The organism is Prauserella marina, assembly GCF_002240355.1.
In the GTDB taxonomy this organism is placed as follows: Bacteria; Actinomycetota; Actinomycetes; order Mycobacteriales; family Pseudonocardiaceae; genus Prauserella_A; species Prauserella_A marina.
Window position 1 is genome coordinate 1,367,364 of the sequence record NZ_CP016353.1, and the last position, 25,528, is coordinate 1,392,891.

The window sequence follows — 25,528 nt, forward strand, 5'->3', positions numbered from 1 at the left end:
CGGCACGTTACAGCTGGGCGCGAACGGTTTTCTCCGGTGAGCGGACTCCGTGCTCGGTCACCACGGCCGTCACCAGTTCGGCGGGGGTCACGTCGAAGGCCGGGTTGTAGGCTCGCGCGCCCTCCGGCGTGACCCGCACGCCGCCGCTGTGCGTGACCTCGTCCGCGGCGCGCTGCTCGATCTCGATACCGCTACCCGAAGCCAATGTTTCGTCCACTGTGGAGGAAGGAGCGACGACGACGAACGGGATGCCGTGCCGCGCGGCGGAGATCGCGAGCGGGTAGGTGCCGATCTTGTTGGCGACGTCGCCGTTGGCCGCGATCCGGTCCGCGCCGACGAGGACACAGTCCACGAGCCCTGCCGCCATCGCCGACGCGGCGGCGCTGTCGGGCAGCACCCGGTAGGGAACGCCCGCCCTTGCCAGTTCCCACGCCGTCAGCCTCGCCCCTTGAAGCAGCGGCCTCGTCTCGTCGGCAAGCACCTCCTCGACCAGACCTTCGGCGTGCAGATGCCAGACGACGCCGAGCGCGGTGCCCCACGCGACGGTGGCCAGAGCCCCGGTGTTGCAGTGGGTGAGCAAGCGCAGCGGTTGGCGACCGCACCGGCGCAGCACCAGTTCGGCCGCGTTGGCCGAGGCCGCTCTGTTGACGCGTTCGTCCTCGGCCAGCAGCGCCCTGCCCTCGGCAAGCACGGCCTCCGCTCCGTGTGGCAACGCCGCGAGCGCGCGCTCGACACCCCACCGCAGGTTGACCGCGGTCGGCCTCGCCGAGGCGATCCGCTCGGCTTGTCGCCGCGCGGAAGCGGAATCCGCGTCACGAGCGGCGAGCACGACGCCGAGCGCGCCCGCCGCTCCGAGCGCGGGCGCACCGCGCACGGCGAGGCGCTGGATGGCGTCGATGAGCTCATCGACCGTGTCGATGCGCGAAGTCCGGTAGGAGCCGGGTAGCGCGCATTGGTCGACGATGACGATCGCGCCGTCGAGTTCGCCCGCCCAGTCGACGGTTCTGTCCACGATTGCTTCCACGGCCCCATTCTGCACAGTCCGCGCGCGGGTGTGGACCTCCAGCGCGGTGGAGGTTGCAAGGTGAGGACATGACCCAGGCGCGAGAACGGCGGCCCGCCGTTCTGTGGACACCGGAGCACAGGGCGACCACGGCGGGACTGCTGCTCGTCGTCACGCTGATCGCGTTCGAGAATCTCGGCGTCGCGACCGCGATGCCGACCATGGTCGCCGACCTCGACGGAACCGCCCTCTACTCGTGGCCGTTCACCGCGTTCCTCGTCGCCAGCGTCGCGGCGACGGTGCTGTCCGGCCGGTTGTGCGATCTGCGAGGTCCCGTTCCCTCGTTGCTCGTCGGTCCCGCCGTGTTCCTCGCGGGACTGCTCGTCGCGGGGGCCGCGCCGACCATGGAGGTGCTGCTGGCAGGACGGTTTCTGCAAGGACTGGGCACCGGCACCCTGCTCGTCGCGACGTCGGTGCTCATCGCGCTCGTGTTCACCGACCGCGAGCGGCCGGTGATCTACGCGGCCAACGCGGCGGCGTGGGTGCTGCCTGCCGTGCTCGGCCCGCCGGTGGCAGGGCTGGTGACGGTGCACTTCGGCTGGCGGTGGGTGTTCCTCGGGCTGGCGCCGCTGGTGCCGGTGGGGGTCGCGCTGCTGATCCCCGCCCTCCGCCGGATCACCCGCGCCGGGCAACCGGACGGCGAAGGCGGCGGGCGGAGGGCGAGTGTGTGGGCCGCCGTGTCGGCCGCGCTGGGGATTGCCGCGCTGACCTGGGCCGCGCAGCATCCTTCCTCGCTCGCCGCCGGTTACGGCCTCGCCGAGCTCGTCCTGCTGGCTGCCGCGCTGCGCACGCTGTTGCCGAGGGGGACGTCGCGGGCGCGGAGTGGGCTGCCCGCCCTCGTCGCGTCGAGGGCGTTGCTCGCTGGTTCCTTCGCGGGCATGGAGGCGTTCCTGCCGCTGACGATGACCGGCGTCCACGGATACGGGCCCGCGCTGGCCGGTATGCCGCTCACGACGGCAGCGGTGAGCTGGTCGGCGGCCTCCGTGGTGCAGGGGCGCAAACCGGACTGGCGGAGGGAGAGCCTCGTCCGCGCGGGGTTCTGCTTCCTCGCGGTCGGACTGGCGTTGTTCACGGCTGTTTCGCAGGCGTGGTGTCCCGGCTGGGTCGCGTTTGTCGGAGCCGCGGCGGGCGGCGCGGGGATGGGAATCGCGCTTCCGTCCATCTCGGTGCTGCTGTTGCGCCTTTCGCCGGTCGCGGAGCGCGGTTTCAACACCTCGGCGCTCCAGCTCGGCGACTGGGTCGCCTCCGCGCTGGCGATCGGTCTCGGCGGGGTCCTGCTCGGCGCGCTCGCCTCGGCAGCGGCGCCGGGTCCCTCGGTGGCGGTACTCGGCGCGCTGCTGGCGGCTTCGGCGCTGCTCGGGGTGGTGATGACCGGCAGGAGAGCGGCGTGAGCAGTGTCGCGCCTCACGGCCTGCCGGGCACGACTACCCTGGACAGGCGATGACCTATCTCGACCACGCGGCCACCACCCCCATGCTGCCCTCGGCCGTGGCGGCAATGAGCGAAGCGCTGTCCTCCGTCGGCAACGCTTCCTCCTTGCATTCCTCGGGAAGGCGTGCACGCAGGGTCGTCGAGGAGGCCCGCGAGACCATCGCCGACGCGCTGGGCGCCCGGCCGTCCGAGGTGATCTTCACGGCGGGCGGCACCGAGAGTGACAACCTCGCCGTGAAGGGGATCTTCTGGGCGAGGCACAAGGAGCAGCCGCGCAGGAGACGGGTGCTGGCCAGCGCCGTCGAGCACCACGCCGTGCTCGACGCCGTGCAGTGGCTCGCCGAGCACGCGGGAGCCGAGGTGACCTGGCTGCCCGTCGATGGCGACGGCAGGCTGAGCCCCGAGACGCTGAGGGCGGCCATCGAGACCGATCCGGACACCGTCGCGCTGGCCACCGTCATGTGGGCGAACAACGAGGTCGGCACCGTCAACGACATGGCGGCACTCGCCGGGGTCTGCGCCGAGAACGGCATCCCGCTGCACACCGACGCCGTGCAGGCGGTCGGTGCCATCGAGGTCGACTTCGCCGTCGGGGTCAACGCGCTGACGCTGACCGGGCACAAACTGGGCGGGCCCTACGGGGTCGGCGCGCTGCTGCTCGACCGCGACACCGCGTGCGTTCCGCTGCTGCACGGGGGCGGTCAAGAACGCGAGGTGCGTTCCGGCACGCTCGACGTTCCCGCGATCCACGCCTTCGCCACGGCGGTGCGGGCGAGCGTAGAGCGGAGGCAGGAGACGTTCGACGAGCTGACCAAGCTGAGGGACGAGCTGGTCGCCGCCGTGCTGCACGAGGTGCCGGACGCGGTGCTCAACGGCCCGCCTGCCGACGCCTCAGGTGGCAGGCTGCCGGGGATCGCGCACTTCACGTTCCCGCACTGCGCCGGCGACAGCCTGCTGATGCTGCTCGACGCGAAGGGCATCGAGTGCTCGACCGGTTCGGCGTGCACGGCGGGAGTCGCCGAGCCGAGTCACGTGCTGCTCGCGATGGGAGCCGACGCGGCGTCGGCGCGAGGCTCACTGCGGTTCTCGCTCGGGCACACGTCGTCGGCGGCCGATGTCGACGCGCTGCGCGGCGAACTCGGTGGTGTCGTGGAAAGGGCGAGGCAGGCCGGTCTCGCCGGAATGCGCAAGGCGGTCGCCGACGAGGACAGGGCACTGTCGGCGAGCGGTCAGGAGGGGTGAGCTGATGCGGGTTCTCGCCGCGATGAGCGGGGGAGTGGATTCGGCGGTCGCCGCCGCGCGAGCGGTCGCCGAAGGACACGATGTGGTCGGCGTGCATCTCGCGCTGTCGGCGAAGCCGGGAACACTGCGGACCGGTTCGCGTGGTTGCTGCACCGTCGAGGACGCGCACGACGCGCGAAGGGCGGCCGACATACTCGGGATCCCGTTCTACGTATGGGATTTCGCTGAGCGGTTCACCGAGGAGGTCGTCGAGACCTTCGTCGGCGAGTACGCGGCCGGGCGCACTCCCAACCCGTGCGTCACGTGCAACGAGAAGATCAAGTTCGAGGCGTTGCTCGACAAGGCGATGGCACTGGGGTTCGACGCGGTGTGCACGGGGCACTACGCCCGGTTGTCCGTTGTGGATGGTGTGCCGGAGCTGCGCAGGAGCGCCGACGAGGACAAGGACCAGTCCTATGTGCTCGCCTCGCTGACCCCGGAACAGTTGCGGCACGCCATGTTCCCGCTCGGCGGCTCGCGCAAGCCCGACGTGCGCGAGGAGGCGGCCGAGCGCGGGCTGTCCGTCGCGAGCAAGCCGGACAGCCACGACATCTGCTTCATCCCCGACGGCGACACCAAGAAGTTCCTTGAGAAGCGCCTCGGCGAGCGGCCTGGTGACCTCGTGGACGCCGAGACCGGCGCCGTGCTCGGGAAGCACACCGGCGTGCATGGGTTCACGGTCGGCCAGCGCAAGGGGCTCGGCATCGACGCGCCTGCCGCCGACGGCAAGCCGAGGTACGTGCTGTCGCTGGAGCCCGTTTCCGGCGCGGTCAAGGTCGGATCGGCCACCGAGCTCGCCGTCAGTCACATCGCGGCCGACCGGCCGATCTGGCCTGGTGAGCACCCGCTCGCCGGACCGGCCGAATGCGTCGTGCAGGTGCGTGCGCACGGCGGTACGGCACCGGCCGTCGCGGAAGCCGTCGGCGACGAGGTCACCATCGAGCTGCGCGAACCGCTGCGGGGTGTGGCTCCAGGGCAGGTCGTCGTGCTGTATCGCGAGGACTCCGGTGCTGGCGACCTCGTGCTGGGAAGTGCGAAGATCGCCTCGACGGCGTAACGAGGTCGCGTGCGGTAGCGTCCCGCCGTCGCGGGAGGTACTCGATGACGAGCCTGATCAGGTCCAGCACCGTGTCCGATGTGGTGCGCCGCAGCGCGGCGAGGGTGCCGGACCGGATCGCGCTGCGGTTCGCGGGGCGCGAATGGACCTACGCCGAACTCGACGCGGCCGTGACGAGGGCGGCGGCACACCTGCTTTCGCTGGGCCTGCGGCACGGCGACCGGGTCGCAGCCTACGGCAAGAACTCCGACGCCTACCTCATCGGGTTCCTCGCCTGCGCTAGGGCGGGCCTGGTGCACGTCCCGGTCAACTTCAACCTCACCGGCGGCGAACTCGGCTACCTGATCGAGCAGTCGGGAAGCAGGGCCGCGTTGGTCGATCCGGCGCTGCGCGGCAACGTCGAGGCTCTGGGGCTTCCGCTCGATCACGTTCTCGCGCTGCGGGACGAGGACGGATCGTTGCTTGAGGTGGCGCGCGAAGACGCCGCCGTGCCGGAACTGGCCGTCGACATCGCCGACACGGATCTCGTGCAGTTGCTGTACACGTCGGGAACGACGTCGCGCCCGAAGGGCGCGATGATGACCCATCGCGCGCTCGTGCACGAGTACCTTTCCTGCGTCGTCGGGCTCGACCTGACCGAGGACGACGCGCCGCTGCACGTGATGCCGCTGTACCACTCGGCGCAGATGCACGTGTTCCTGTTGCCGTGGCTCGCCGTCGGCGCGGTCAACACCCTGCTTGAGACGCCTGATCCAGGCGAGGTGCTTCGCGTGCTCGCCGATGGCGGGCACGGCGCGTTCTTCGCCGCGCCGACGTTGTGGGTGGCGATCGCCAACCACCCGGAGTTCGCGGCACACGATCTTTCCGCGCTGCGCAAGGCGTACTACGGTGCCTCGATCATGCCGGGGCCGGTGCTGGCCCGGCTCAGGGAAGCGATGCCGCGACTGGGGTTCTACAACTGTTTCGGCCAGTCCGAGATCGGCCCGCTCGCCACGATCCTGCGACCGGAGGAACACGAGCAGCGGCCTGATTCGGCCGGAAGGGCCGCGTTGTTCGTCGAGTTGCGGGTGGTCGACGCCGACGGCAACGACGTGCCGCCTGGCGAGCAGGGCGAGGTGGTGTACCGATCGCCGCAACTGTGCGAGGGCTACTGGGACAAACCGGAGGAGACCGAGGAAGCCTTCTCCGGCGGCTGGTTCCACTCCGGTGACCTCGTGCGCGTCGACGAGCAGGGCTACCTCTTCGTGGTCGACCGCATCAAGGACGTGATCAACACAGGTGGTGTCATGGTCGCCTCCCGCGAGGTGGAGGACGCCATCTACACCCATCCCGGCGTCGCCGAGGTCGCCGTCGTCGGGCTCGCCGACGCCAAGTGGATCGAGGCGATCACCGCCGTCGTCGTGCCGAAGGGCGACGCCGCGCTCGACGGCGGCGAACTGGTCGAGCACGTCAAGACGCGGCTGGCGGCCTTCAAGGTGCCCAAGGCCGTGCACTTCGTGACCGACCTGCCCCGCAACGCCTCGGGCAAGATCCTCAAGCGGGAACTGCGCGACCGGTTCAGCGGTTCCGAGTAGCAGGGCGCAGCGCCAGCAGCGAGCTGGTCAGCGCTTCGGCGGCGTCCTGGTCGCCGAGCAGCACCCTGTGCAGGGTGGCGTCGGCGGTGTGCACGAGCAGCGCGGCGGTTCGTTCCGCACCGGCGCCTTCCTCGACGCCGGTGCGCCGGAGCTGCACGGCGACCTCGGCGACGGCGGCGTCGTGCAGCGCGCGAAGGGCCGCGACCCCTTCCGGCGAGCGCGGGGTCAGCTCGTAGAGCACGGCGTGCAGGTGAGGACGTTCGGTGTGCAGGACGGCGAACTCGGTCGCGAACGCGCGTACCGTGCCAGGCCAGTCCGGCTTCTCCTCGGCCAGCCTCGCCGACAGCGCGGCGAGGCGCGAATGCCCCTCGGCGATGTGCCGCTCGGCGAGCGCCCGCAACATGGCCTGCTTGTGCGGGAAATACTGGTACAGGGTGCCGATGGAGAAACCGGCCCGTTCGGCGATGCGGTTGGTGGTGGCCTCGGCGCCCTCTCGCTCGAAAACCTGAGCAGCCGCTTCGAGCAACGCGTCGACGGTGTCGCGGGAGCGCTGCTGGCGCGGCCTTTTCCTCGGGGTGTCCTTCATCGTCCTAACGCGAGTTGGCGAGAGGTCCCGCACGGGGTGGGATGGAAGCCATGCACGAACGATACCTCGCCGAACTGCCTGCCGGGCTTGTTCCGGATCCGTTGCCCCGCAATCGATCGCGATACTGGTCGTGGCGCGGAACCGAGGTGCACACCGAGTACGTCGGTGATCCGGACTCGCCGAGAAGGGCGATCCTGCTGCACGGAGCGGGTGGGCACGCCGCGGCCCTGTGGCCCTACGCGGTTCTCGCCGCGGCGGCGGGTTTCCACGTCGTGGTCCCCGATCTTCCCGGCTACGGCAGGACGGTGGTGCCCAGCCCTGGGCGAGTCCGCTACCCCGACTGGGTCGAGCTGGCCTGCGCGCTCACCGAACGGGAACGCCGCGAGCACGACGGTGAGCTGCTGCTCATCGGCGCCAGCATGGGCGGGATGCTCGCCTACGAGGCGGCGAGCAGGACCGGCGCCTCGGACAGGGTGCTGGCGACCTGCCTGCTCGATCCCCGCGAACCGGTGGCACGCGAGCACATCGGGAAGCGGGCCTGGCAGGGCAGGGCCGCGGGCCCAATGCTGCGGGTGCTCGCGGGCCCGCTCGCGAACGCGCGGGTGCCGATCCGGTGGCTGGCCAACATGTCCGCGATCGGCAACCGGCCGAGCCTGACGGCACTGGTCACCGGAGACCGGAGGGGCGGCGGTTCCCGGGTGCCGCTGGGCTTCCTGCGCTCGTTTCTCACCTCGTCACCAGCCGTGGAACCGGAGGACGCGGCGGGGTTCGAGCTGGTGCTCGCCCAGCCCGCGCTGGACCGGTGGACGCCGACGGAGGTGAGCCTCCCGTTCTTCGAACGGCTCGCCGTCGAGAAGGAACTGGTGCTGTTACCAGAGGCCGGGCATTTTCCCGTCGAGGAAGCGGGGGTTCGGGTGTTCGCGGGCCTGCTGGCCGCTCAGCGCGGCGCGTAGCGCCGGATCCCGTCCTCGTCGTCGGCCGAGGTGAGCTGCCCCTGCAACACCAGCAGGTCGAGGTGCGCCCCGGTTTCCAGAACGGCAAGCATCTGGTTGAACCCGTCCATGCCGGTGAGCGAGCGCTTCCGCCTCGTCCAGGTGAGGCGGAGCGCGCAGTCGTAGGCCGTTCCGGCGCCCGCCGCGACGGTGTCGCCCATCTCGGCGAGCCGCGTCTCGTGGTGGGCGAGCAGTTCGTCGGCCCTCGCGTGCACGCTCGGCGACACCGGGCCGTGCGCGGGAAGCATCCGCATGTCCGGCAGTTCCTTCATCAGCCGGAGCGAGCTGAGGAAGTCGCGCAGCGGGTACTCGACGGGCACCGGCTGGAAGCCGATCGAAGGCGTGATGTGCGGAAGCACGTGATCGCCGGTGAAGAGCAGTTTTTCCTTGGGGTCGGCGAAAACCACGTGCCCGGCCGTGTGCCCCGGCGTGTGCACGACGTCGAGGTCCTTGCCCCCGAGCACGGTCCGCTTTCCGGCCGCGAGCCACTCGTCCGGCTTCTCCCACAGGCTTTCCTCTGCCTTGGGCGGGGTCGTGCCGAAGATCTTGACGAGCTCGTCGACGACGGGCCGCCCTCCGGCCTGGAGCAGCAGCTGGATCTGTGCCTGCATGGGACCCCACTCGGACGTCAGTGTCGCCGTGAGTGACGGTTCCTCAAGCTGGCCGAGCGCGACCTTGCCGCCGAACTTCCTGCGCAGTTCGACCGCGAGCGTGTAGTGGTCGCGGTGAACGTGGGTGATGAGGAATTGACTCACGTCGCCGAGACCGGCGCCGATCGCGCCGAGCCCTGCCGCGAGCCGTCGCTCCGCTTCCTCCAGCGCCCAGCCCGAGTCGACGAGGACCAGTTCGGTGCCGTCGGTGATGACGTAGACGTTGACGGCGCGAAGCGCGTCATTGGGCAGTGGCAACGGGATCCGGTAGACACCGGGAGCCACCGAGTAGATCCCCGGCTCGGTCCAGTCCCGGTTGCTGTCTTCCTCACGCGGCTCCACGGCGACCCTCGCTGTCTCTCACACCTTTGTCCGGTCAATCCTCGATCAGAGCAGTTTCGTGCGTCTGGCAGGAGTGTCCTGAGACGCATGTCACCGGCCGAGCGCCGAGAAGGGTGAAGACAGCGAGGGTCGCCGGTTCAGTCGGCGCCGCTCTCGTTGCTGAGCCGTTCGAGCTCGCGGCGCAGCAGGCCCATTCTCGCGTCGGCGAGCAGCGGGATCTCCCTTCGCCTCCGCCTGACCGCGCTGGGGTCGATGTCGACGACCAGCAGCGATTCCTCCCACGTCGGCGCGGTCGCCACGGCGGAACCCCACGGGTCGATGACCCGCGAACCGCCCCAGAACCGCACCCCGGCCTCGTCTCCGACCCTGTTGACGAACACCACCCAGCACTGCTGCATCCGCGCGGTGAAGGTCAGCAGGTCGTGCCAGTACTCGGCGGGGTCGAAGGAACCGGCGGTGAGCTTCGCGGCCGAGTTGGTGGGAACGATGAGCAGTTCGGCGCCGTCCTGCGCCGCGAGCCACGGCAGCATCGGCTGCCAGGCGTCGTTGCAGATCAAGGTCGCGAAGCGGCCCATGCCCGTGTCGTAGGCCCGCATGTGCGATCCGGGGCTCGAATGCTTGCGCTCCTCCCAGATCAGGTAGTTCGGCAGGTACAACTTCCGGTGGTTGTGCACGATCTGGCCGTCCGAGAGGTACAACGCGGAGTTGTGCCTGCGGATCCTGCCGTCCTCAAGGAGGCCGATCACCACGTCGGGACCGTGCCTGGACAGCGCGGCGAGACGCGGGTCGTCGGGCCACAGCGAGATGTCGTCGGCGAGCTGGCCGAGCGCATAGCCCGTGAGGCTCAACTCCGGAAAGACAACCAGATCGGCATTTTCGCTGGCAGCGTCCTTGATGATGCGTTCGGTATCGGCGAGGTTCCCGTCTACGTCGCCGAGCCGGCAGTCGGTTTGCGCGAGCGCCACTCTCATGCGTCTCACCTCCCTTGTCAGAAGCGATTTCGGTACCTAGAAGGTACGGGATCGGCGGGTGCCGCAGCGACCGCGAGCCCGCCCCGTAACCCTGTGGCGACGCGGTACCGAGGGGCGGGTTCAATGGGCCGCGTGAGTGAGCGATTCTGGCAGGCGGGGGCCGCGACCGGGGTGGGTTCCATGCCCGGTACCGATGCCGCCGAAACGGCCGCCGTCGTCGTGGGTGAACTGCCCGCGCTGCCACATCTGCCCGAGTTGCCGGCGAGGGGGCTCGGCGCGGACATGCTCGGCAGGACGGCGGCGATGCTGGTCGATCTCGCCGTCGAGGTCGTGCCCAGTGGATACCGGGTGACCGCGAGACAGGGCAGGCATCACCGGCGGGCACTCGATCTGTTGCGCTGGGACGTGGACGCCTTCGCCGAGGCCGTCGAGCGGGCGGGCGCCCCCGGGGTCGTCAAGACCCAGGCCGCTGGGCCGTGGACTCTCGCGGCGGGCATCGAAACGGCGCGGGGGCACCGGGTGCTCACCGATCGTGGTGCCACCCGCGATTTCGCCGAATCGCTCGTGGAGGGCCTCACCGCGCACGTGGCCGAGTTGCGGGCCCGTACCGGCGCGAAGGTCGTCGTCCAGCTCGACGAGCCCACGTTGCCCTCCGTGCTCGCCGGTGCGTTGCCGACCGCTTCCGGGTACGGCACGGTGCCTTCCGTTCAGGAACCGGAGGCACGCGAACTGCTCGCCGGGGTGATCTCCGCGCTGGGGCGTGCGACGGGAACACCGGTGATCGTGCACTGCTGCGCCGCGCGCCCGCCCGTCGGATTGCTGCACGGCGCGGGGGCCGGTGCACTTTCGCTCGACGCCACGCTGCTGGCCGGTGCGCCCGCCGCCCTGCTCGACGAGATCGGCACGGCGTGGGACGCCGGAACGTCCCTGCTGCTGGGTCTCGTGCCCGCGAAGGAGCCGGAAACCCGCGGGGAACTCAGGGAACTCGCCGCGCCCGCGCTCGCGTTGGCCGACCAGCTCGGCTTCAACAGGTCGATCCTCGCCGAACGGGCCGTGCCCACCCCGGTGTGCGGTCTTGCCGGTGCCACGACCGGCTGGGCGCGCAGGGCCCTTGCACTGACCCGCGATCTGGGCAAGGCGTTCGTGGAGCCACCCGAGAGCTGGTAGAACTCGGCCCATGTGGTGGTTCCGGCGTGAGCAGGCCATTGCCCGCGAGGGACGCGCTGACCTTCCTGCCGCGCGACCTCGTCGGCGCCTGCTGGAGGAGCGGCGCGAGAATGTCGGTGGGGCTGACTAGGCTACGAGCCTGTGAGCAGTGAAGACCTCGCGGCCGTTGCCGGTACGGATCAGGTGGCCGAGGACATCGCCGATGTCCCGGCCCAGGTGAGAGAGCGCCATGCCGCGCTGGCCGACGAGATCCGGGGGCACCAGTTCCGCTACTACGTGCTCGACTCGCCGACCGTGTCCGATGGCGAATTCGACCGGCTGCTCCGTGACCTCGAAGCGTTGGAGGCCGAGCATCCGGGACTGGAGACGCCCGACTCGCCGAGCCAGAACGTCGGCGGCATGTTCTCCACCGACTTCACGGCGCACGATCACCTCGAACGCATGCTGAGTCTCGACAACGCGTTCGACTTCGACGAACTGCGGGCCTGGATCGACAGGGTCGAGCGCGAGGTCGGCGGGCAGCCTCGGTACCTGTGCGAGCTGAAAATCGACGGGCTCGCCATCAACCTTCTTTATGAGAACGGCAAGCTGACCAGGGCGCTCACCAGGGGTGATGGGCGGACCGGCGAGGACGTCACGCTCAACATGCGCACCTTGCAGGACCTGCCGGACGAGCTGACGCCCGGCTCCGGGTACGGCATTCCGTCGCTGATCGAGATCAGGGGCGAGGTGTACTTCCGGGTCGAGGAATTCGCCGCGCTCAACGCTGGTCTCGTCGATGCCGGAAAGCCGCCGTTCGCCAACCCTCGCAACGCCGCGGCTGGATCGTTGCGGCAGAAGGATCCCAAGGTCACCAGGACGAGGCCGCTGCGGCTGATCTGCCACGGATTCGGCAAGCGGTCGGGATTCGACCCCCAGCGCCAGTCCGAGGCATACGACGCGCTTGTGGCGTGGGGCATGCCGGTTTCCCAGTACAGCAAGGTCATCGACACCCCGCAGGGGCTCATCGACCACATCGAGTACTGGGGCGAGCACCGGCACGACGCCGAGTACGAGATCGACGGCGTGGTGATCAAGGTCGACGAGGTTTCCCTGCAACGCCGCCTCGGAGCCACCGCCCGCGCGCCCCGCTGGGCCATCGCGTTCAAGTACCCGCCGGAGGAGGCCACGACCCAGCTGCTGGACATCAGGGTCAACGTCGGCCGCACCGGCAGGGTCACGCCGTACGCGGTGATGGAGCCGGTCAAGGTCGCCGGTTCGACCGTCGCGATGGCCACCCTGCACAACGCCGAGGAGGTCAAGCGCAAGGGCGTGCTCATCGGCGACCGGGTGGTCATCCGCAAGGCGGGCGACGTGATCCCCGAGGTCCTGGGCCCGGTCGTCGACGTGCGCACGGGTGACGAGCGCGAATTCGTGATGCCCGCGCACTGTCCCGAATGCGGTACCCGGCTCGCGCACCAGAAGGAGGGCGACGTCGACATCCGCTGCCCCAATGCGCGCTCGTGCCCCGCGCAGCTCAGGGAGCGCGTGTTCCACCTCGCCGGAAGGGGCGCCTTCGACATCGAGGTCCTCGGCTGGGAGGCGGCGGGAGCGCTGCTACAGGCGGGTGCGATCACCGACGAGGGCGACATCTTCGACCTCGACGCGGACAAGCTCGCGAGCGTCGACCTCTTCGTCACCAAGGCGGGTGAGATGTCCGCCAACGGACAGCGGTTGCTCGCCAACCTCGACTCCGCCAAGGACCGTCCACTGTGGAAGGTCCTGGTGGGCCTCTCGATCCGGCACGTCGGTCCCACCGCGGCGCAGGCGCTGGCGAGGGAATTCGGCTCCGTCGAACGCATCGACGACGCGACGGAGGAGCAACTGGCCGACGTGGACGGTGTCGGTCCCACCATCGCCACCGCCGTCGTCGAATGGTTCGCCGTCGACTGGCACAGGGAGATCGTCGAGAAGTGGCGGAGCGCGGGGGTGCGCATGGAGGAGGAGCGCGACACCTCCATCCCCCGCAACCTCGAAGGACTGTCCATCGTGGTCACCGGCTCCCTGGAGACCTTCTCGCGCGACGAGGCGAAGGAACTCATCATGGCCAGGGGTGGCAAGGCCGCCGGCTCGGTGTCCAAGAAGACCGCCTTCGTCGTCGTCGGCGAGGCACCGGGGTCGAAGTACGAGAAAGCGGTGCAGCTCAAGGTGCCCGTGCTCGACGAGAACGGGTTCAGGGTGTTGCTTGAGCGCGGCCCGGACGCGGCCCGCGAGGTCGCCGAACTCGCGGGAGAGGAGGGCGAGTCGTGAGCGACATCGTCGTCCGCGCACCACGACCGGAGGAGATCGCCGCGCTGGGCGAACTCACCGTCGCGGCCTACTCAGGCGACGGCTACCTCGACTACGCCGACGCCGACTCCTACGCGGCGGCCCTTCGCGACGCGGCGAAGCGAGCGGAGCGGGCCGAGCTGCTCGGCGCTTTCGACGGCGAGGGAACACCGCTGGGCACCGTGACCGTCGCGCCCCACGGCTCGCACTACGCGGAGCTGGCGCAGGAGTCCGAAATCGAATTCCGGATGCTCGCCGTCGCGCCGTCCGCGAGGGGGAGGGGAGTCGGCGAGCTGCTGGTGCGCGCAGTTTTCGACAGGGCACGGCGGCTCGGGGCACACAGGGTGGTGCTGTGCACCCAGCCGGACATGACCCCGGCACACCGCCTCTACGAGCGCCTCGGGTTCCGGCGGCTACCCGAACGGGACTGGTCGCCGGTACCCACGATCATGCTGATGGCCTTCGTCGCCGACGTCTGACCACGGCGCCGGCCACGAGAGCACAGCAGGCGAGTCCGAACAGGATCAGCACCGTCAGCCAGGCCGGTGCTTTGCCGATCAGCTCGTGGACCCGGTCGACGAGGCGGCGGCTGAGCGAACCGGGATCGGAGAGCACGATCGCGACGAACACGGTCGCGAGGGCGAACACCCCGCCGAGCAGCACGCGGCCCGCCGTGGTGCCGAGCCCGGCCTTGTGCCCGATCACCTTGCCCGCGCGCACGATGCGCCGCGCGCCAAGTACCTGCATGGAGGCAACGGCCAGCGCAAGCCGGAGCACCTGCACGGGGCCGATGGCGAAGACCACGGCCGGAACGGCGGTACCCACGAGAAACAGGTGCCAGCGGTAGCGGCGCAGCCAGGCGAGGGCGTCGCCGCTGAGCCACAGCAACACCAGCGTCTCGCCGATCAGCACGGCCAGCGAGATCCAGTTCAGCACCGTGCCGATGATCGCGGTGACGCCGTCGGTGGTGCTGAGGAAGACGGCGGGCACCGAGAGTACGGCGGCGGCCACCACGGGTGTGGCGAGTCGCCGCTCCACGCGCCGCGCCCGGTCGGATCGCGTGGGCTCGTCGGTCATCACCTGCGACTTTACCGGCGGCGACCGCGCGGATCGCACCCTCCGTCACCGCGTCCGGCGGCCCCGGGTGTCCCCGGGAAGCTCAGCCGTCCAGTACGACGGCCACGATGCCCGCCAAGTGTGCCAGCCTCGCGACTTCCGCGGCCCTGAACATCGGGCCACCCGGCCTGCCGACGAGCAGTGCCCTGTCCGGCTTGCCGAGCGGGGTCGCGGCCAGCTCCGTCCCCAGCTCCCGCCAGGTCGCGGGAATCCAGTCCTCCTCGCCGTCGAGCACCGTGGCCCGCTCCAACGGCAGCCACGGCATGTCGGCGATGGTGCGCTCCGGCGCCGCGCTGGACGCGGCGAGCTGGTCCACTCCGCCGTCACTGCGCTGGACCACCACCGACCAGCCCGCCCTGACGATCTTCGGAACGCCTTCGGCGAGCAGGTCGAAGCCCGATTTCGGCTGGGCGGCGATCTCCTCGACCAGTTCGAGCTCACGATGGGTGTCGAGCACCCCCGCGTAAGGGCGGACGGCATCGACCTCCACGCCTTCGACGCTCTCGGCCGCCGTGATCAACGCGTCGGGCAACCGCCCGGAGGGCAACTCGACGACGAGGTCGTCGATGGCGATACCGCCCACGCGTTCCACGACGTCGACACTCAGGATGTCGGCACCGGCCATGCCGAGAGCGGTGGCGACCGCCCCCAAGGTTCCCGGGCTGTCCGGGAGCTGCACCCGGATCAGGAAGGACACCGTGCGCCCCTCTCCGTGATGGGTTGGCAACACGCTGCCGAACGGGCGCGGCTCGTGCGCTTCTCCGCCAGCTTCCTCACCTCATTCAAGCAGCTCACCGCAGTTCTCAGTGCTGGTATTGCCGGTTGTCGCTCGGTCTCGCCTTGTCGTGCCGTTCTTTCTGGTCGTGCCGCCGGTCTTCGTACCGGGTCGTAACCGATTCTGCCGGGTCACCCGACCCGAGCGATCGTCGGCCGATGATTGTGACAGAACGACCACGACGAGCGGAGCCACCGTCTGCGTGGCGAGTCCCCGCGGTCATAACCCGGTCGAGCAGGCGACCTCGCACGCCATAGACTGCCGTGAGGAGTGCTCACGGCGTGAGTACGCCCGAGATTCGAGAGAACATCCCGCCGCAAAAGTTGAGAACACCCCCGGGGAGTCACCCGCGTGTCGAATATTTCCCGCACTGAGGTCGCGCACCTCGCCAAGCTCGCCAGAATGGCGGTAACCGAGGAAGAGCTGGACGTCTTCGCAGGCCAGCTCGACCAGATCCTCGATGCCGTCGCCAAGGTCGGCGAGATTGCCGAAGCCGACATCCCGCCCACCTCGCACGCCGTCCCGCTGACGAACGTGTTCAGGGAGGACGTCGTCAGGCAGGGGCTGAGCCAGCAGCAGGCGCTCGCCGCCGCACCGGCGGCCGAAGAGGGCAGGTTCAGGGTGCCTCGGATTCTGGGGGAAGAGCAGTGACCGATCTGACCAAGCTCGGCGCGGCGGAACTGGCCGCGAAGATCCACGCCCGCGAGGTGACCTCCGTCGAGGTCACCACCGCCCACCTCGACCGCATCGGGGAGGTCGACGGCGCCGTGCACGCGTTCCTGCACGTCGACGCCGACGGCGCGCTCGCGGCGGCCCGTGCGGTGGACGGCGACATCGCCGAGGGAAGGCAGCCCGCCTCGCCGCTGGCCGGGGTTCCGCTCGCGCTCAAGGACGTGCTGGCCACGGAGGGTGTTCCGACCACCTGCGGGTCGAGGACGCTGGAGAACTGGCTGCCGCCCTACGACGCCACGGTCACCCGCAGGCTGCGCGAGGCAGGCGTCGTCATCCTCGGCAAGACCAACATGGACGAGTTCGCCATGGGCTCGTCCACCGAGAACTCGGCGTATGGCCCGACCCGCAACCCGTGGGACCGCGAGCGGATCCCGGGTGGCTCGGGCGGCGGCTCGTCGGCCTCGCTCGCCGCGTTCGAGGCTCCGCTTGCCATCGGGACCGACACCGGCGGCTCCATCAGGCAGCCCGCCTCCGTTACCGGGACGGTCGGCGTCAAGCCCACCTACGGCGGGGTGTCCCGCTACGGACTCGTCGCCTTCTCCTCCTCGCTCGACCAGGCCGGGCCCTGCGCCCGCAGCGTGGCCGATGCCGCGCTGCTGCACGAGGTCATCGCTGGGCACGACCCGATGGACTCGACCTCGATCAACGCTCCGGTTCCCCCCGTCGTCGCGGCGGCGAGGGAAGGCGCGCTCGGCGATCTCAAGGGCGTGCGGGTCGGCGTTGTCAAGGAGTTCGCGGGGGAGGGCTACCAGCCCGGCGTCCTGCGGTCCTTCGAGGCGGCCGTCGCCCAGTTGCGCGCTCTCGGCGCCGAGGTGGTCGAGGTGTCCTGCCCGAACTTCACCTACGCCATGCCCGCCTACTACCTGATCGCGCCGAGCGAGTGCTCGTCGAACCTTGCCAGGTTCGACGCCATGCGCTACGGGCTGCGGGTCGCCGACGACGGCGACCACAGCGCGGAAGAGGTCATGTCGCTGACGAGGGAGGCCGGGTTCGGCCCCGAGGTCAAGCGCCGCATCATGCTCGGCACCTACGCGCTGTCCTCGGGGTACTACGACGCGTACTACGGCTCGGCGCAGAAGGTGCGCACGCTCATCACGAGGGACTTCGCGGCCGCGTTCGAGCAGGTGGACGTGCTGGTGTCGCCGACGACCCCCACCACCGCGTTCAAGATCGGTGAGCGGGTCGACGACCCGCTGGCGATGTACCTCGCCGATCTCTGCACGATCCCGTCCAACCTGGCGGGCAACGCGGCCATGAGCGTCCCCAGTGGACTGTCCGATGAGGACGGCCTTCCGGTTGGCCTGCAAATCATGGCGCCCGCGCTGGCCGACGACAGGATGTACAAGGTGGGTGCGGCCTACGAGGTCGCGCGCGGACCGGTGCTCGACCGGATTCCCGAGCTGAAGGGAGTGTCAGCCTGATGGCCGCCCCGGTTACCGAGCTGATGGACTACGACGAGGTCATCGAACGCTTCGACCCGGTGCTCGGGCTTGAGGTCCACGTCGAGCTCTCCACCAACACGAAGATGTTCTGCGGCTGCGCCAACCTCTTCGGCGGAGAGCCCAACACGCACGTGTGCCCCACCTGCCTCGGCCTCCCCGGTTCACTGCCGGTGGTCAACGGCAAGGCGGTCGAATCGGCCATCCGCATCGGGCTCGCGCTCAACTGCGAGATCGCCGAGTGGTGCCGGTTCGCGAGGAAGAACTACTTCTACCCCGACATGCCGAAGAACTTCCAGACCTCCCAATACGACGAGCCGATCGCCTTCGAAGGGCACCTCGACGTCGTACTCGACGACGGCGAGGTCGTCAGGGTCGACATCGAGCGCGCGCACATGGAGGAGGACACCGGAAAGTCGCTGCACGTCGGCGGTGCCACCGGGCGGATTCACGGCGCGGAGCACTCGCTGCTCGACTACAACAGGGCCGGGGTGCCGCTGATCGAGATCGTCACCAAGCCGATCACCGGCATGGGCGAGCGGGCCCCCGAGGTCGCGCGGGCCTACGTGGCGGCGCTGCGCGACCTGCTGCGTGCCATGGATGTCTCCGACGTGCGCATGGACCAGGGTTCGTTGCGCTGCGACGCGAACGTGTCGCTCATGCCGAAGGGCGCGAGCGAGTTCGGCACCCGCACCGAGACCAAGAACGTCAACTCGCTGCGCAGCGTCGAGCGCGCCGTGCGCTACGAGATGACGCGCCAGGCGGCGATCCTGGTCGACGGCGGCTCCATCACCCAGGAGACGCGGCACTTCCAGGAGACGGACGGCAGCACGTCGTCCGGCCGCACCAAGGAGACCGCCGAGGACTACCGGTACTTTCCGGAGCCCGATCTCGTCCCCATCGCGCCGAGCAGGCAATGGGTGGAGGAACTGCGGGCGACGCTTCCCGAACTTCCGTGGGAGCGGCGCAAGCGCATCCAGGCCGAGTGGAACCTGACCGACGAGGAGCTGCGGGACCTGGTCAACACCGGTGCCGCCGACCTCGTCGCGGCGACGGTCGACGCGGGAGCCGAGCCGGGCGAGGCGCGAAGCTGGTGGGTGCAGTACCTGACCCAGCAGGCCAACACCCGCGAGGTGGAGCTGACCGAGCTCGCCATCACCCCTGCCCAGGTCGCGAGGGTCATCGCGCTTGTCAAGTCGGGCGAACTGACCAACAAGCTGGCGCGTGAGGTCGTCTCGGGTGTCCTCGAAGGCGAGGGCGAACCGGACGAGGTCGTCGACAGGCGCGGCCTCAAGGTCGTTTCCGACGACTCCGCGCTGCTCACCGCGGTCGACGAGGCGCTGGCCGCGCAGCCGGACGTCGCGGAGAAGATCCGTGGCGGCAAGGTGCAGGCCGCGGGCGCGATCGTGGGCGCGGTCATGAAGGCGACGAAGGGCCAGGCCGACGCGAAGCGGGTCCGTGAGCTGATCCTGGAACGCGTCGGAGCCTGATGGCCGACGCGGTCGGCGGACCTGTGCCGGTGTTCCGGCCAGGGAAACCGATGTGGCAACCGGTGACGAGGCGCTGTTGACGAAGATCTCGCTGGCCAAGGTGACCGAGATGTCGTGGCGTGAGTGGCTCGGCCTCGCGGCCGGGCTGCTCGCGCTGGTCGCGCTGTTCTTTCCCTGGACGGTGCTGGCCTCCGGTAATCCCGAGGTGCAGGCGGCGCTCGCCGAGCTGCCAGGCGGCGACGTGACGCGCTCGGCCTGGAATTCGACGTTCTTCGCGTGGTTCCCGCCGTTGCTGGTGCTGCTCATGGGCCTCGTCGTCGGAGTGTTCGGCAGGGTGCCTTCCGCGCGGACGGCGGGCTTGCCGCACCTGTGGCTGATCGCCGCGGTGGTGGCCGTGGTGTCGCTGGTGCTCGGCTGGGTGCTCATCGACTGGCAGTTCGGCGAGGACGTGCGCGGTGTGCTCGACGCGGGCGGGGTGACCGTCGGTGCGGGAGTGGGCCGCTACCTCGCGCTGGTGGCCGGTGCCGGATCGCTGGTGGCCGCCGTGTTCGACCTGCTGGCGGCGAGGGCCGAATTCCGCGCGCCCCGCAAACCGCCCAGGACCTCACCCCGCCGCCCCTGACCTGCCTGCCCTGGCCTGTGGCCGCCGAGATCCGCCGCGCCGCCGAGCCCCGCGAGTCCCCCGCTCAGCCCGCCGAGATCTGCGCTCAGGTCGCCGAGATCCGCGCCCAGCCCGCCGAGATCCGCGCCAGGCGCCCGCGCCCGGCGCCGCGTCAGTCGCGGCCGGAGCCGGAAGCGGGCTGGCGTACGACGAGCACCACCCGGTCGTCGCTGGACACCGGGTCGCCGCCGTCCTTGTTGATGGTGCCCGCGACGGCGACGTCGGCGGTGACCGGGTCGAGTCCGCCGAGCTTGCCGTAGCTCGTTCCGTTGGTGCCGTCCATGGTGATCTGTGGTTCCCCGCCGATGGAGCCGTCCTCGGAAAGCGGCAGGTTCTGCACGTTGCCCTTCTCGGACGTCGCCACGGCGAGCACGTCGGTCCAGTCGGCGCAGCCGCTGACACCCGGCTTGTCCGGCCACGTCCACGCGGGGACGTTCAGCTCCTTGCCTGGCTCGACGCGGTACAGCGAATCCTTGTCGGCACCGCGGTCGGTCACCCACAAGCGCGAGCCGTCGGTGGTCTTGCACAGTCCGCCAGGCGAGTGAAGTCCGCTCGCCAACACCGGCGAGCCTGGGGACGGGTTGTCCTCGGCTGGCTCGCCGCCCGGAGTGACGCGCAGGACCTTGCCCGCGAGTGACTTCGGATCGGTGCTCGCCGAGGGATCACCGGCGTCACCGGTGGCGACGAGCAGCGCGCCCGTCTCGTCGGTCAGCAGCGCGCCCGCGTTTCCGGTCTGCCCCTTGGGAATGCCGGTCAGCACCGGCTTCGCCGCCTGCCCCTGTGCGAACCGGACGACCCTGTTGTCCGTGGGGGTGGTGATGTAGGCGTAGGCGAGGCCGTCCTCGGCGTAGGTCGGGGAAAGCGCGAGCCCGGTGAGCCCCCCGTCACCGCCCGCGTCGACGTCGAGCTGGGCATATTCGACCTGTTCGGTGTCGAGGCCGACGAGGTAGACGTGCCCGCTCTTGCGTTGCCCCGCGAGCGCGCTGACGGTCGAACCGTCGCTGGGCAGCGCAGCCACGGCCGACACGATGTCGAGGCAGGTGGCGATGACGGCCTTGTCGAAATCCGTGCAGCCGTCCGGTGGCGGTACCTCGGACTGTTCCGCTGGCGGTTCGCTCGGCATTCCCTCGGTGTTGGCCTCGGGGAGGTCGGGTTGCGGGCCTGCTCGCGGGGTCAGTTCCGGTGCCGGTTCCCAGCTTTGCGGGGCCGCGCTGTCTTCGAATTGGGCACATCCCGACAGCACGAGTGCGCCGCTGGCGGCGATCGCCAGCGGCCACGACCGTCTCGGAGGCCGGATTCGCACAATGATCGAGCCTAGGCGCCACGCCGTGAACCTTGGGTAAGTGGGGTCACTCGCGTACGTCACGATGGTGATCGTGACGGTCACAGTTCTTGTTCCCGATGACGATGGTGTGCTCGCGCTGGCTGAGGTCGGCGGTGTTCGGCCGCTGCGGTATCAGGTGGGTGAGCCACTACCCGCAGGCGCCGCGGGCGCGGAGGTGCTGATTCCCGGCATGGGTGGAGCCGACGCGGTGGGAAAGATCCTGGGTGAGCTTCCGAAGTTGCGGCTCATCCAGTTGCTCAGCGCCGGCGCCGAGCAGTGGATCGGCAGGCTGCCGGAAGGCGTGCTGCTCTCGACGTGCAGGGGCGCGCACGGTGGTGCGACGGCGGAGTGGGCGGTGGCCGTGCTCCTTTCGCTCTACCGCGATCTCGGTTCCTTCGCCGAGGCGCAGCGCGAGCGGCGCTGGTCGCCGCACACGACGGACGGTCTGCAAGGCAAGCGGATCCTCGTGGTCGGGGCCGGTGATGTCGGCAACCAGTTGCGGCGCAAGCTCGAACCGTTCGACGCCAACGTCGGCATGGTGGGTTTCACGGCGAGGGAAGGGGTGCACGCCGTCGGTGAGCTGCCCGGCTTGCTCGCCGACGCCGACGCGGTGGTGTTGTTCGTGCCGTTGACCTCGCGCACGAAGGGCATGGTGGATGCCGCGTTCCTCGCCGCGATGCCGGATGGCGCGGTACTGGTCAACGCGTCTCGCGGTCCGGTGGTCGACACCGCCGCGTTGCTCGCCGAGGTGTCGGCCGGCAGGCTGATGGCCGCGCTCGACGTCGCCGATCCGGAGCCGCTGCCGGGTGATCACCCGCTGTGGAGCGCGCCAGGCGTGTTGATCACGCCGCATGTCGCGGGCTCCGTACAGGGAGCGAGGCGGCGTTCCTACGCCGTCGCGGTCACCGAGATTTCCCGGTGGGTACAGGGCGAACTGCCACACAACCTGGTACACGGCGAGTACTGAGCACCGGGCACGCCCAGGTCGTTCACCGCCCGTTCGTCACCGATTGTCGAATGGCCTTGTGTGGTGCGCCGGTGTTTCACCCATGGGGGCGAGAAATGCTTTATTGTGCCGCCGCATGAGTACTCACGACGACGGGTTCGATCAGCCGACGACGAAGCTCAGCGCCGGCCAGTTCGACGGCAGCGGGTTCTCTTCCGGCACCGGATACGCACCGGCGCCGCTGGAACCGCCTGCCGACTTCGACGGTGGTGACGGTGAGGAGAACCGCTGGCACGGCGGTCTCGACTTCGGTTTGCTGATCCTGCGTGTGGTGCTCGGGGGCACTATGGCCGCGCACGGGCTGCAAAAACTGTTCGGGTTGTTTGACGGACCGGGCATCGGCGGATTCGCCTCCGCCCTGACCGGCATGGGCTACACGAGCCAGACGACACTGCTGTCCTGGATCACCGGAATCGCGGAGCTGGGCGGTGGTGTGCTGCTCGTACTCGGGCTGTTCACCCCGCTCGGTGCCGCGGCGATTCTGGGTGTCGCGGTGAACATCATCTACGCGAAGTTCGCCGCGGGAGGACGGTTCTTCACCGGCGACGGCGCGGGTTTCGAGTACGAGTTGTTCATCGGACTGACCGCGTTCGCGTTGCTGTTCACCGGATCCGGCAGGGCCGCGATCGACAAGAACACGCCGTGGCGCAGAAAGCCGCTGCCGTACGCGTTGCTCGGGCTGTTGCTCGCCGGCGCTGCCTCGGCCGTGGTCATCGTCCTGTTCCGCTGAGCAGGCGCCACGACGAAGCGAGGGAGCTTTGCTACCGGATAGCGGTAGCAAAGCTCCCTCGCTTCAGTTTGGCCGCGGTTACTTGTTCGGGTCGCGGACCGCGCCGGTGTCGGCTGAGGTCGCCATCCTGGCGTAGGCCCGCAACGCGGAGGTGATGGGCCGTTCGCGCTCGGCGGGCTGCCAGGGCCGCTCGCTCGCCTCCATCTTGGCGCGCCGTTCGGCGAGCACCGCGTCGTCGACGAGCAGTTCCAGCTTTCGCTCGTGCACGTCGATCCGGACCTGGTCGCCGTTGTGCACGAGACCGATCACGCCGCCCGCCGCGGCCTCGGGGGAGATGTGGCCGACCGAGATGCCCGACGAGCCGCCGGAGAACCGGCCGTCGGTGATCAGCGCGCACACCTTGCCGAGCCCTGCGCCCTTCAGGAACGCGGTGGGGTGCAGCATTTCCTGCATCCCAGGGCCGCCCGCGGGGCCCTCGTAGCGCACGACGAGCACCTCACCCGCCTGTAGCTGCTTGCCGAGGATCGCCGAGACGGCTTCCTCCTGGCTTTCCACGACGCGTGCGGGGCCCTCGAAGCGCCACAGTTCCTCGTCGATCCCCGCGGACTTGATGACGGCCCCGTTCTCGGCGAGGTTGCCGCGCAGCACGGCCAGCCCGCCGTCGACGGTGTAGGCGTGCGCGACATCGTGGATGCAGCCGCCCTCCGCGTCGGTGTCCAGCGAGGACCATCTGTTGGATGTGGAGAACGCCTCGGTGGTCCGCACACCGCCGGGAGCGGCGTGGAACAGTTCGACCGCTTCCTCGGAGGGCGAACCGCCCCGGATGTCCCAAGTGGACAGCCATTCGGCGAGGCTCGGCGAGTGCACGGAGTGGACCCCGGTGTTGAGCAGTCCCCCTCGGTTCAGCTCGCCGAGAATCGCGGGGATGCCACCGGCCCTGTGCACGTCCTCCATGTGGTAGTCCGAGTTCGGCGCGACCTTCGAAAGGCACGGCACCTTGCGGCCGATCGCGTCGATGTCGGCGATGGTGAAGTCGATCTCGCCTTCCCGCGCGGCGGCGAGGATGTGCAGCACGGTGTTGGTCGAGCCGCCCATGGCCATGTCGAGCGCCATCGCGTTCTCGAACGCCGCGCGGTTGGCGATCGTGCGGGGAAGCGCGGTCTCGTCGTCGTTGCCGTACCAGCGTTTCGCCAGTTCGACGACCGTGGTTCCCGCCTTGCTGAACAGGTCCTTCCTCGCCGCGTGTGTCGCGAGGGTCGATCCGTTGCCCGGCAGTGAAAGGCCGAGTGCCTCGGTGAGGCAGTTCATGGAGTTCGCGGTGAACATCCCGGAGCACGAGCCGCACGTCGGGCAGGCCGAGCGTTCCACGATGGACAGTCCGTCGTCGTCGACGGCGGGGCTCGCCGACGCCGAGATCGCGGTGATCAGGTCGGTCGGTGCCTGCGCGACGCCGTCCACGACGACGGCCTTGCCTGCCTCCATCGGCCCGCCCGACACGAACACGGTCGGGATGTTGAGCCGCATGGCCGCGTTGAGCATTCCCGGCGTGATCTTGTCGCAGTTCGAGATGCACACGAGCGCGTCGGCCTGGTGCGCGTTGACCATGTATTCCACGGCGTCGGCGATGATCTCGCGTGACGGCAGCGAGTACAGCATGCCGCTGTGGCCCATGGCGATGCCGTCGTCGACGGCGATGGTGTGGAACTCGCGAGCGACACCGCCGGCCTCGCGAACCGACTCGGCCACGATGTCGCCGAGGTCCTTGAGGTGTACGTGCCCTGGGACGAACTGGGTGTAGGAGTTGGCGATCGCGACGATCGGCTTGCCGAAATCACTGTCGGTCATACCGGTCGCGCGCCACAGGGAGCGGGCGCCCGCGGCGTTGCGGCCGTGGGTCGTGGTACGGGAACGCAGGTGAGGCATGGCAGCCAGGTTACGCCCGGGTGTTCACCGTTCCCGCGCCGCGTCGGTGCGAATCAGCGGGAGTCGCCGGAATCGTCGCCGCCTTGCCGGGCGTCCGGCTCCGGTTCGGGCCGCTCGCCGGAGTTCTTCTCGGTTTCCGGTTCGGCGAGCACACCGGAGGGATCGGAGACGAGCCCGTCGCTGACCAGCGACAGCACAGGCAGGTGCCGGGTCCGCACGGTCGGCAACGTGACCTTGGTGCCGTCGGTGAGCACGGCCTGAACGCGCGACTTGCGGGTGATGGCCAGTGCCTTGAGCGAGGTCCACGGCAGTTCGCGGGTGCTGAACACGGTACGGACGGTGAGCCCCGCCGACGTCGCGGTCGTGCGGATGCGGATGATCCACACGGTCAGCGCGACGGGGAACAGGTACAGCGCCTGTAGTCCCGGTGCCGCGAAAGCGGCGGGCGTGATGCAGAACAACAGGATGACAATGGTGAGCAATGAGGTGGCCGGAATGCGGAAAATTGCCTTCCTGCCTTCGTTCACGCTGCCGCCTTTCCGGTCCTGCCCGGCCGGTTCGTCGGCGTCGGCGGGCGCTGACGCCGCCGTCGGCGAAGGGTTGGGAGAGGCTTCCGGGGCTACCGTCTTCTGCTCGGCCACCCTTTGATGGTGCACCGTTGTCCCTTGCCTCCGACATCGGGGGGCTTCCGACAATCGGAGTGTCCAGTATTCGGAATCACCATCTCGCAGAGTTGACACTCCCGATAAGCAGCGATTACCGTCAGCGGCGTGAACTCGCAGATTGCTATCGTACTTCCCAAGCGCGTCGACGCTTAGGGATACAGTCTCTGCATCGACGCGCGACCCTCGTGCGACCCTCGTGGTCGGCGGGGGTTTTTTAGTGCGCGGAGTGAGTAGCCCGGCACAACA

At 69.6% G+C, this 25,528-nt stretch carries 24 protein-coding genes; 15 read left to right on the forward strand and 9 right to left on the reverse strand.

Annotated elements, in window-relative coordinates:
- Positions 1–7: 7 nt before the first annotated feature.
- Complete coding sequence (gene mtnA, locus BAY61_RS06240; RefSeq protein WP_091799637.1) at positions 8–1,012, reverse strand: S-methyl-5-thioribose-1-phosphate isomerase; 1,005 nt, start codon at positions 1,010–1,012, stop codon at positions 8–10.
- 80 nt (positions 1,013–1,092) lie between these two features.
- Between mtnA and BAY61_RS06245 the strand changes: the two genes are divergently transcribed.
- From BAY61_RS06245 to BAY61_RS06260, 4 genes are read left to right on the forward strand one after another with little or no spacing between them, the layout of a single operon-like run.
- A complete protein-coding gene (locus BAY61_RS06245) occupies positions 1,093–2,454 on the forward strand; it encodes an MFS transporter (RefSeq protein WP_091799640.1) in 1,362 nt (453 codons plus the stop codon).
- Between the two features lie 49 nt (positions 2,455–2,503).
- Positions 2,504–3,736 carry a cysteine desulfurase family protein gene (locus BAY61_RS06250; protein ID WP_091799643.1) on the forward strand — a complete coding sequence of 411 codons (1,233 nt, stop codon included), beginning with the start codon at positions 2,504–2,506 and terminating at the stop codon, positions 3,734–3,736.
- 4 nt (positions 3,737–3,740) lie between these two features.
- The gene (gene mnmA, locus BAY61_RS06255; protein WP_091799646.1) at positions 3,741–4,832 is read left to right on the forward strand and encodes a tRNA 2-thiouridine(34) synthase MnmA; all 1,092 of its coding nucleotides are present in this window, start codon (positions 3,741–3,743) and stop codon (positions 4,830–4,832) included.
- 44 nt (positions 4,833–4,876) lie between these two features.
- On the forward strand, positions 4,877–6,406 hold the full coding sequence (locus BAY61_RS06260; RefSeq protein WP_091799649.1) for an acyl-CoA synthetase: 1,530 nt from the start codon (positions 4,877–4,879) through the stop codon (positions 6,404–6,406).
- On the opposite strand, the gene BAY61_RS06265 is transcribed toward BAY61_RS06260, so the two are convergent.
- On the reverse strand, positions 6,390–6,992 hold the full coding sequence (locus tag BAY61_RS06265) for a TetR/AcrR family transcriptional regulator (protein WP_091799652.1): 603 nt from the start codon (positions 6,990–6,992) through the stop codon (positions 6,390–6,392). The two genes, BAY61_RS06260 and BAY61_RS06265, sit on opposite strands and share 17 nt — an antisense overlap.
- Before the next feature lie 50 nt (positions 6,993–7,042).
- On the opposite strand from BAY61_RS06265, the gene BAY61_RS06270 reads away from it, so the two are divergent.
- Entirely contained in the window at positions 7,043–7,945 is a 903-nt protein-coding gene (locus BAY61_RS06270; RefSeq protein ID WP_091799655.1) for an alpha/beta hydrolase, read from the forward strand.
- On the opposite strand, the gene BAY61_RS06275 is transcribed toward BAY61_RS06270, so the two are convergent.
- Complete coding sequence (locus tag BAY61_RS06275; protein ID WP_091799658.1) at positions 7,930–8,976, reverse strand: MBL fold metallo-hydrolase; 1,047 nt, start codon at positions 8,974–8,976, stop codon at positions 7,930–7,932. The genes BAY61_RS06270 and BAY61_RS06275 overlap by 16 nt on opposite strands.
- A 137-nt stretch (positions 8,977–9,113) precedes the next feature.
- Positions 9,114–9,947 (reverse strand): nitrilase-related carbon-nitrogen hydrolase, encoded by an 834-nt coding sequence (locus BAY61_RS06280; protein ID WP_091799661.1) that lies wholly within the window; start codon positions 9,945–9,947, stop codon positions 9,114–9,116.
- Between the two features lie 132 nt (positions 9,948–10,079).
- Here BAY61_RS06280 and BAY61_RS06285 point away from each other — a divergent pair, with 132 nt between their 5' ends.
- The 4 genes from BAY61_RS06285 to BAY61_RS06295 are packed head-to-tail and all read left to right on the forward strand — an operon-like array spanning position 10,080 to position 13,900.
- A complete protein-coding gene (locus BAY61_RS06285) occupies positions 10,080–11,114 on the forward strand; it encodes a uroporphyrinogen decarboxylase/cobalamine-independent methonine synthase family protein (RefSeq protein ID WP_091800767.1) in 1,035 nt (344 codons plus the stop codon).
- Between the two features lie 26 nt (positions 11,115–11,140).
- On the forward strand, positions 11,141–11,266 hold the full coding sequence (locus BAY61_RS33755; RefSeq protein WP_281256847.1) for a hypothetical protein: 126 nt from the start codon (positions 11,141–11,143) through the stop codon (positions 11,264–11,266).
- Positions 11,256–13,403: an NAD-dependent DNA ligase LigA gene (ligA, locus tag BAY61_RS06290; protein ID WP_091799664.1), complete on the forward strand. Its 2,148-nt coding sequence runs from the start codon at positions 11,256–11,258 to the stop codon at positions 13,401–13,403. The genes BAY61_RS33755 and ligA overlap by 11 nt, the downstream gene beginning before the upstream one ends.
- The gene (locus BAY61_RS06295) at positions 13,400–13,900 is read left to right on the forward strand and encodes a GNAT family N-acetyltransferase (protein WP_091799666.1); all 501 of its coding nucleotides are present in this window, start codon (positions 13,400–13,402) and stop codon (positions 13,898–13,900) included. The genes ligA and BAY61_RS06295 overlap by 4 nt, the downstream gene beginning before the upstream one ends.
- Here BAY61_RS06295 and BAY61_RS06300 read toward each other — a convergent pair.
- Both BAY61_RS06300 and BAY61_RS06305 read right to left on the reverse strand, forming a co-directional pair.
- Positions 13,869–14,498 carry a hypothetical protein gene (locus BAY61_RS06300; RefSeq protein WP_091799669.1) on the reverse strand — a complete coding sequence of 210 codons (630 nt, stop codon included), beginning with the start codon at positions 14,496–14,498 and terminating at the stop codon, positions 13,869–13,871. The two genes, BAY61_RS06295 and BAY61_RS06300, sit on opposite strands and share 32 nt — an antisense overlap.
- 82 nt (positions 14,499–14,580) lie before the next feature.
- Positions 14,581–15,234, reverse strand: a complete 654-nt coding sequence (locus BAY61_RS06305; RefSeq protein ID WP_091799672.1) for an ACT domain-containing protein — start codon at positions 15,232–15,234, stop codon at positions 14,581–14,583.
- A gap of 429 nt (positions 15,235–15,663) precedes the next feature.
- Here BAY61_RS06305 and gatC point away from each other — a divergent pair, with 429 nt between their 5' ends.
- The 4 genes from gatC to BAY61_RS06325 are packed head-to-tail and all read left to right on the forward strand — an operon-like array spanning position 15,664 to position 19,595.
- A complete protein-coding gene (gene gatC, locus BAY61_RS06310) occupies positions 15,664–15,963 on the forward strand; it encodes an Asp-tRNA(Asn)/Glu-tRNA(Gln) amidotransferase subunit GatC (RefSeq protein ID WP_091799675.1) in 300 nt (99 codons plus the stop codon).
- Positions 15,960–17,465 (forward strand): Asp-tRNA(Asn)/Glu-tRNA(Gln) amidotransferase subunit GatA, encoded by a 1,506-nt coding sequence (gatA, locus tag BAY61_RS06315; RefSeq protein WP_091799677.1) that lies wholly within the window; start codon positions 15,960–15,962, stop codon positions 17,463–17,465. The genes gatC and gatA overlap by 4 nt, the downstream gene beginning before the upstream one ends.
- Entirely contained in the window at positions 17,465–18,973 is a 1,509-nt protein-coding gene (gatB, locus tag BAY61_RS06320) for an Asp-tRNA(Asn)/Glu-tRNA(Gln) amidotransferase subunit GatB (RefSeq protein ID WP_091799680.1), read from the forward strand. Before gatA ends, gatB begins: the two co-directional genes overlap by 1 nt.
- 52 nt (positions 18,974–19,025) lie before the next feature.
- Positions 19,026–19,595, forward strand: a complete 570-nt coding sequence (locus BAY61_RS06325) for a hypothetical protein (protein ID WP_338061452.1) — start codon at positions 19,026–19,028, stop codon at positions 19,593–19,595.
- 151 nt (positions 19,596–19,746) lie between these two features.
- On the opposite strand, the gene BAY61_RS06330 is transcribed toward BAY61_RS06325, so the two are convergent.
- Complete coding sequence (locus tag BAY61_RS06330) at positions 19,747–20,937, reverse strand: PQQ-dependent sugar dehydrogenase (protein WP_420848746.1); 1,191 nt, start codon at positions 20,935–20,937, stop codon at positions 19,747–19,749.
- A 73-nt stretch (positions 20,938–21,010) separates the two neighbouring features.
- Here BAY61_RS06330 and BAY61_RS06335 point away from each other — a divergent pair, with 73 nt between their 5' ends.
- Both BAY61_RS06335 and BAY61_RS06340 read left to right on the forward strand, forming a co-directional pair.
- Positions 21,011–21,925, forward strand: a complete 915-nt coding sequence (locus BAY61_RS06335; protein ID WP_170140074.1) for a 2-hydroxyacid dehydrogenase — start codon at positions 21,011–21,013, stop codon at positions 21,923–21,925.
- Between the two features lie 115 nt (positions 21,926–22,040).
- Positions 22,041–22,694, forward strand: coding sequence for a DoxX family protein (locus tag BAY61_RS06340; RefSeq protein ID WP_091799690.1), 654 nt, complete (start codon positions 22,041–22,043; stop codon positions 22,692–22,694).
- 78 nt (positions 22,695–22,772) lie between these two features.
- Here the strand turns inward: BAY61_RS06340 and ilvD are convergent, their stop codons facing one another.
- Together ilvD and BAY61_RS06350 are read right to left on the reverse strand one after the other, a co-directional pair.
- The gene (gene ilvD, locus BAY61_RS06345; protein WP_091799692.1) at positions 22,773–24,617 is read right to left on the reverse strand and encodes a dihydroxy-acid dehydratase; all 1,845 of its coding nucleotides are present in this window, start codon (positions 24,615–24,617) and stop codon (positions 22,773–22,775) included.
- 53 nt (positions 24,618–24,670) lie between these two features.
- On the reverse strand, positions 24,671–25,258 hold the full coding sequence (locus BAY61_RS06350; protein ID WP_420848747.1) for a PH domain-containing protein: 588 nt from the start codon (positions 25,256–25,258) through the stop codon (positions 24,671–24,673).
- Between the last annotated feature and the right edge of the window lie 270 nt (positions 25,259–25,528).

Excerpts from the sequence above, each read along its gene's own strand:
- BAY61_RS06340 (WP_091799690.1), top strand. The coding sequence starts at position 22,041 with ATGAGTACTCACGACGACGGGTTCGATCAGCCGACGACGAAGCTCAGC.
- BAY61_RS06260 (WP_091799649.1), top strand. The coding sequence starts at position 4,877 with ATGACGAGCCTGATCAGGTCCAGCACCGTGTCCGATGTGGTGCGCCGC.
- BAY61_RS06250 (WP_091799643.1), top strand. The coding sequence starts at position 2,504 with ATGACCTATCTCGACCACGCGGCCACCACCCCCATGCTGCCCTCGGCC.
- BAY61_RS06280 (WP_091799661.1), bottom strand. The coding sequence starts at position 9,947 with ATGAGAGTGGCGCTCGCGCAAACCGACTGCCGGCTCGGCGACGTAGAC.
- BAY61_RS06300 (WP_091799669.1), bottom strand. The coding sequence starts at position 14,498 with ATGACCGACGAGCCCACGCGATCCGACCGGGCGCGGCGCGTGGAGCGG.
- BAY61_RS06245 (WP_091799640.1), top strand. The coding sequence starts at position 1,093 with ATGACCCAGGCGCGAGAACGGCGGCCCGCCGTTCTGTGGACACCGGAG.
- ilvD (WP_091799692.1), bottom strand. The coding sequence starts at position 24,617 with ATGCCTCACCTGCGTTCCCGTACCACGACCCACGGCCGCAACGCCGCG.
- BAY61_RS06265 (WP_091799652.1), bottom strand. The coding sequence starts at position 6,992 with ATGAAGGACACCCCGAGGAAAAGGCCGCGCCAGCAGCGCTCCCGCGAC.
- BAY61_RS06270 (WP_091799655.1), top strand. The coding sequence starts at position 7,043 with ATGCACGAACGATACCTCGCCGAACTGCCTGCCGGGCTTGTTCCGGAT.
- mnmA (WP_091799646.1), top strand. The coding sequence starts at position 3,741 with ATGCGGGTTCTCGCCGCGATGAGCGGGGGAGTGGATTCGGCGGTCGCC.
- gatB (WP_091799680.1), top strand. The coding sequence starts at position 17,465 with ATGGCCGCCCCGGTTACCGAGCTGATGGACTACGACGAGGTCATCGAA.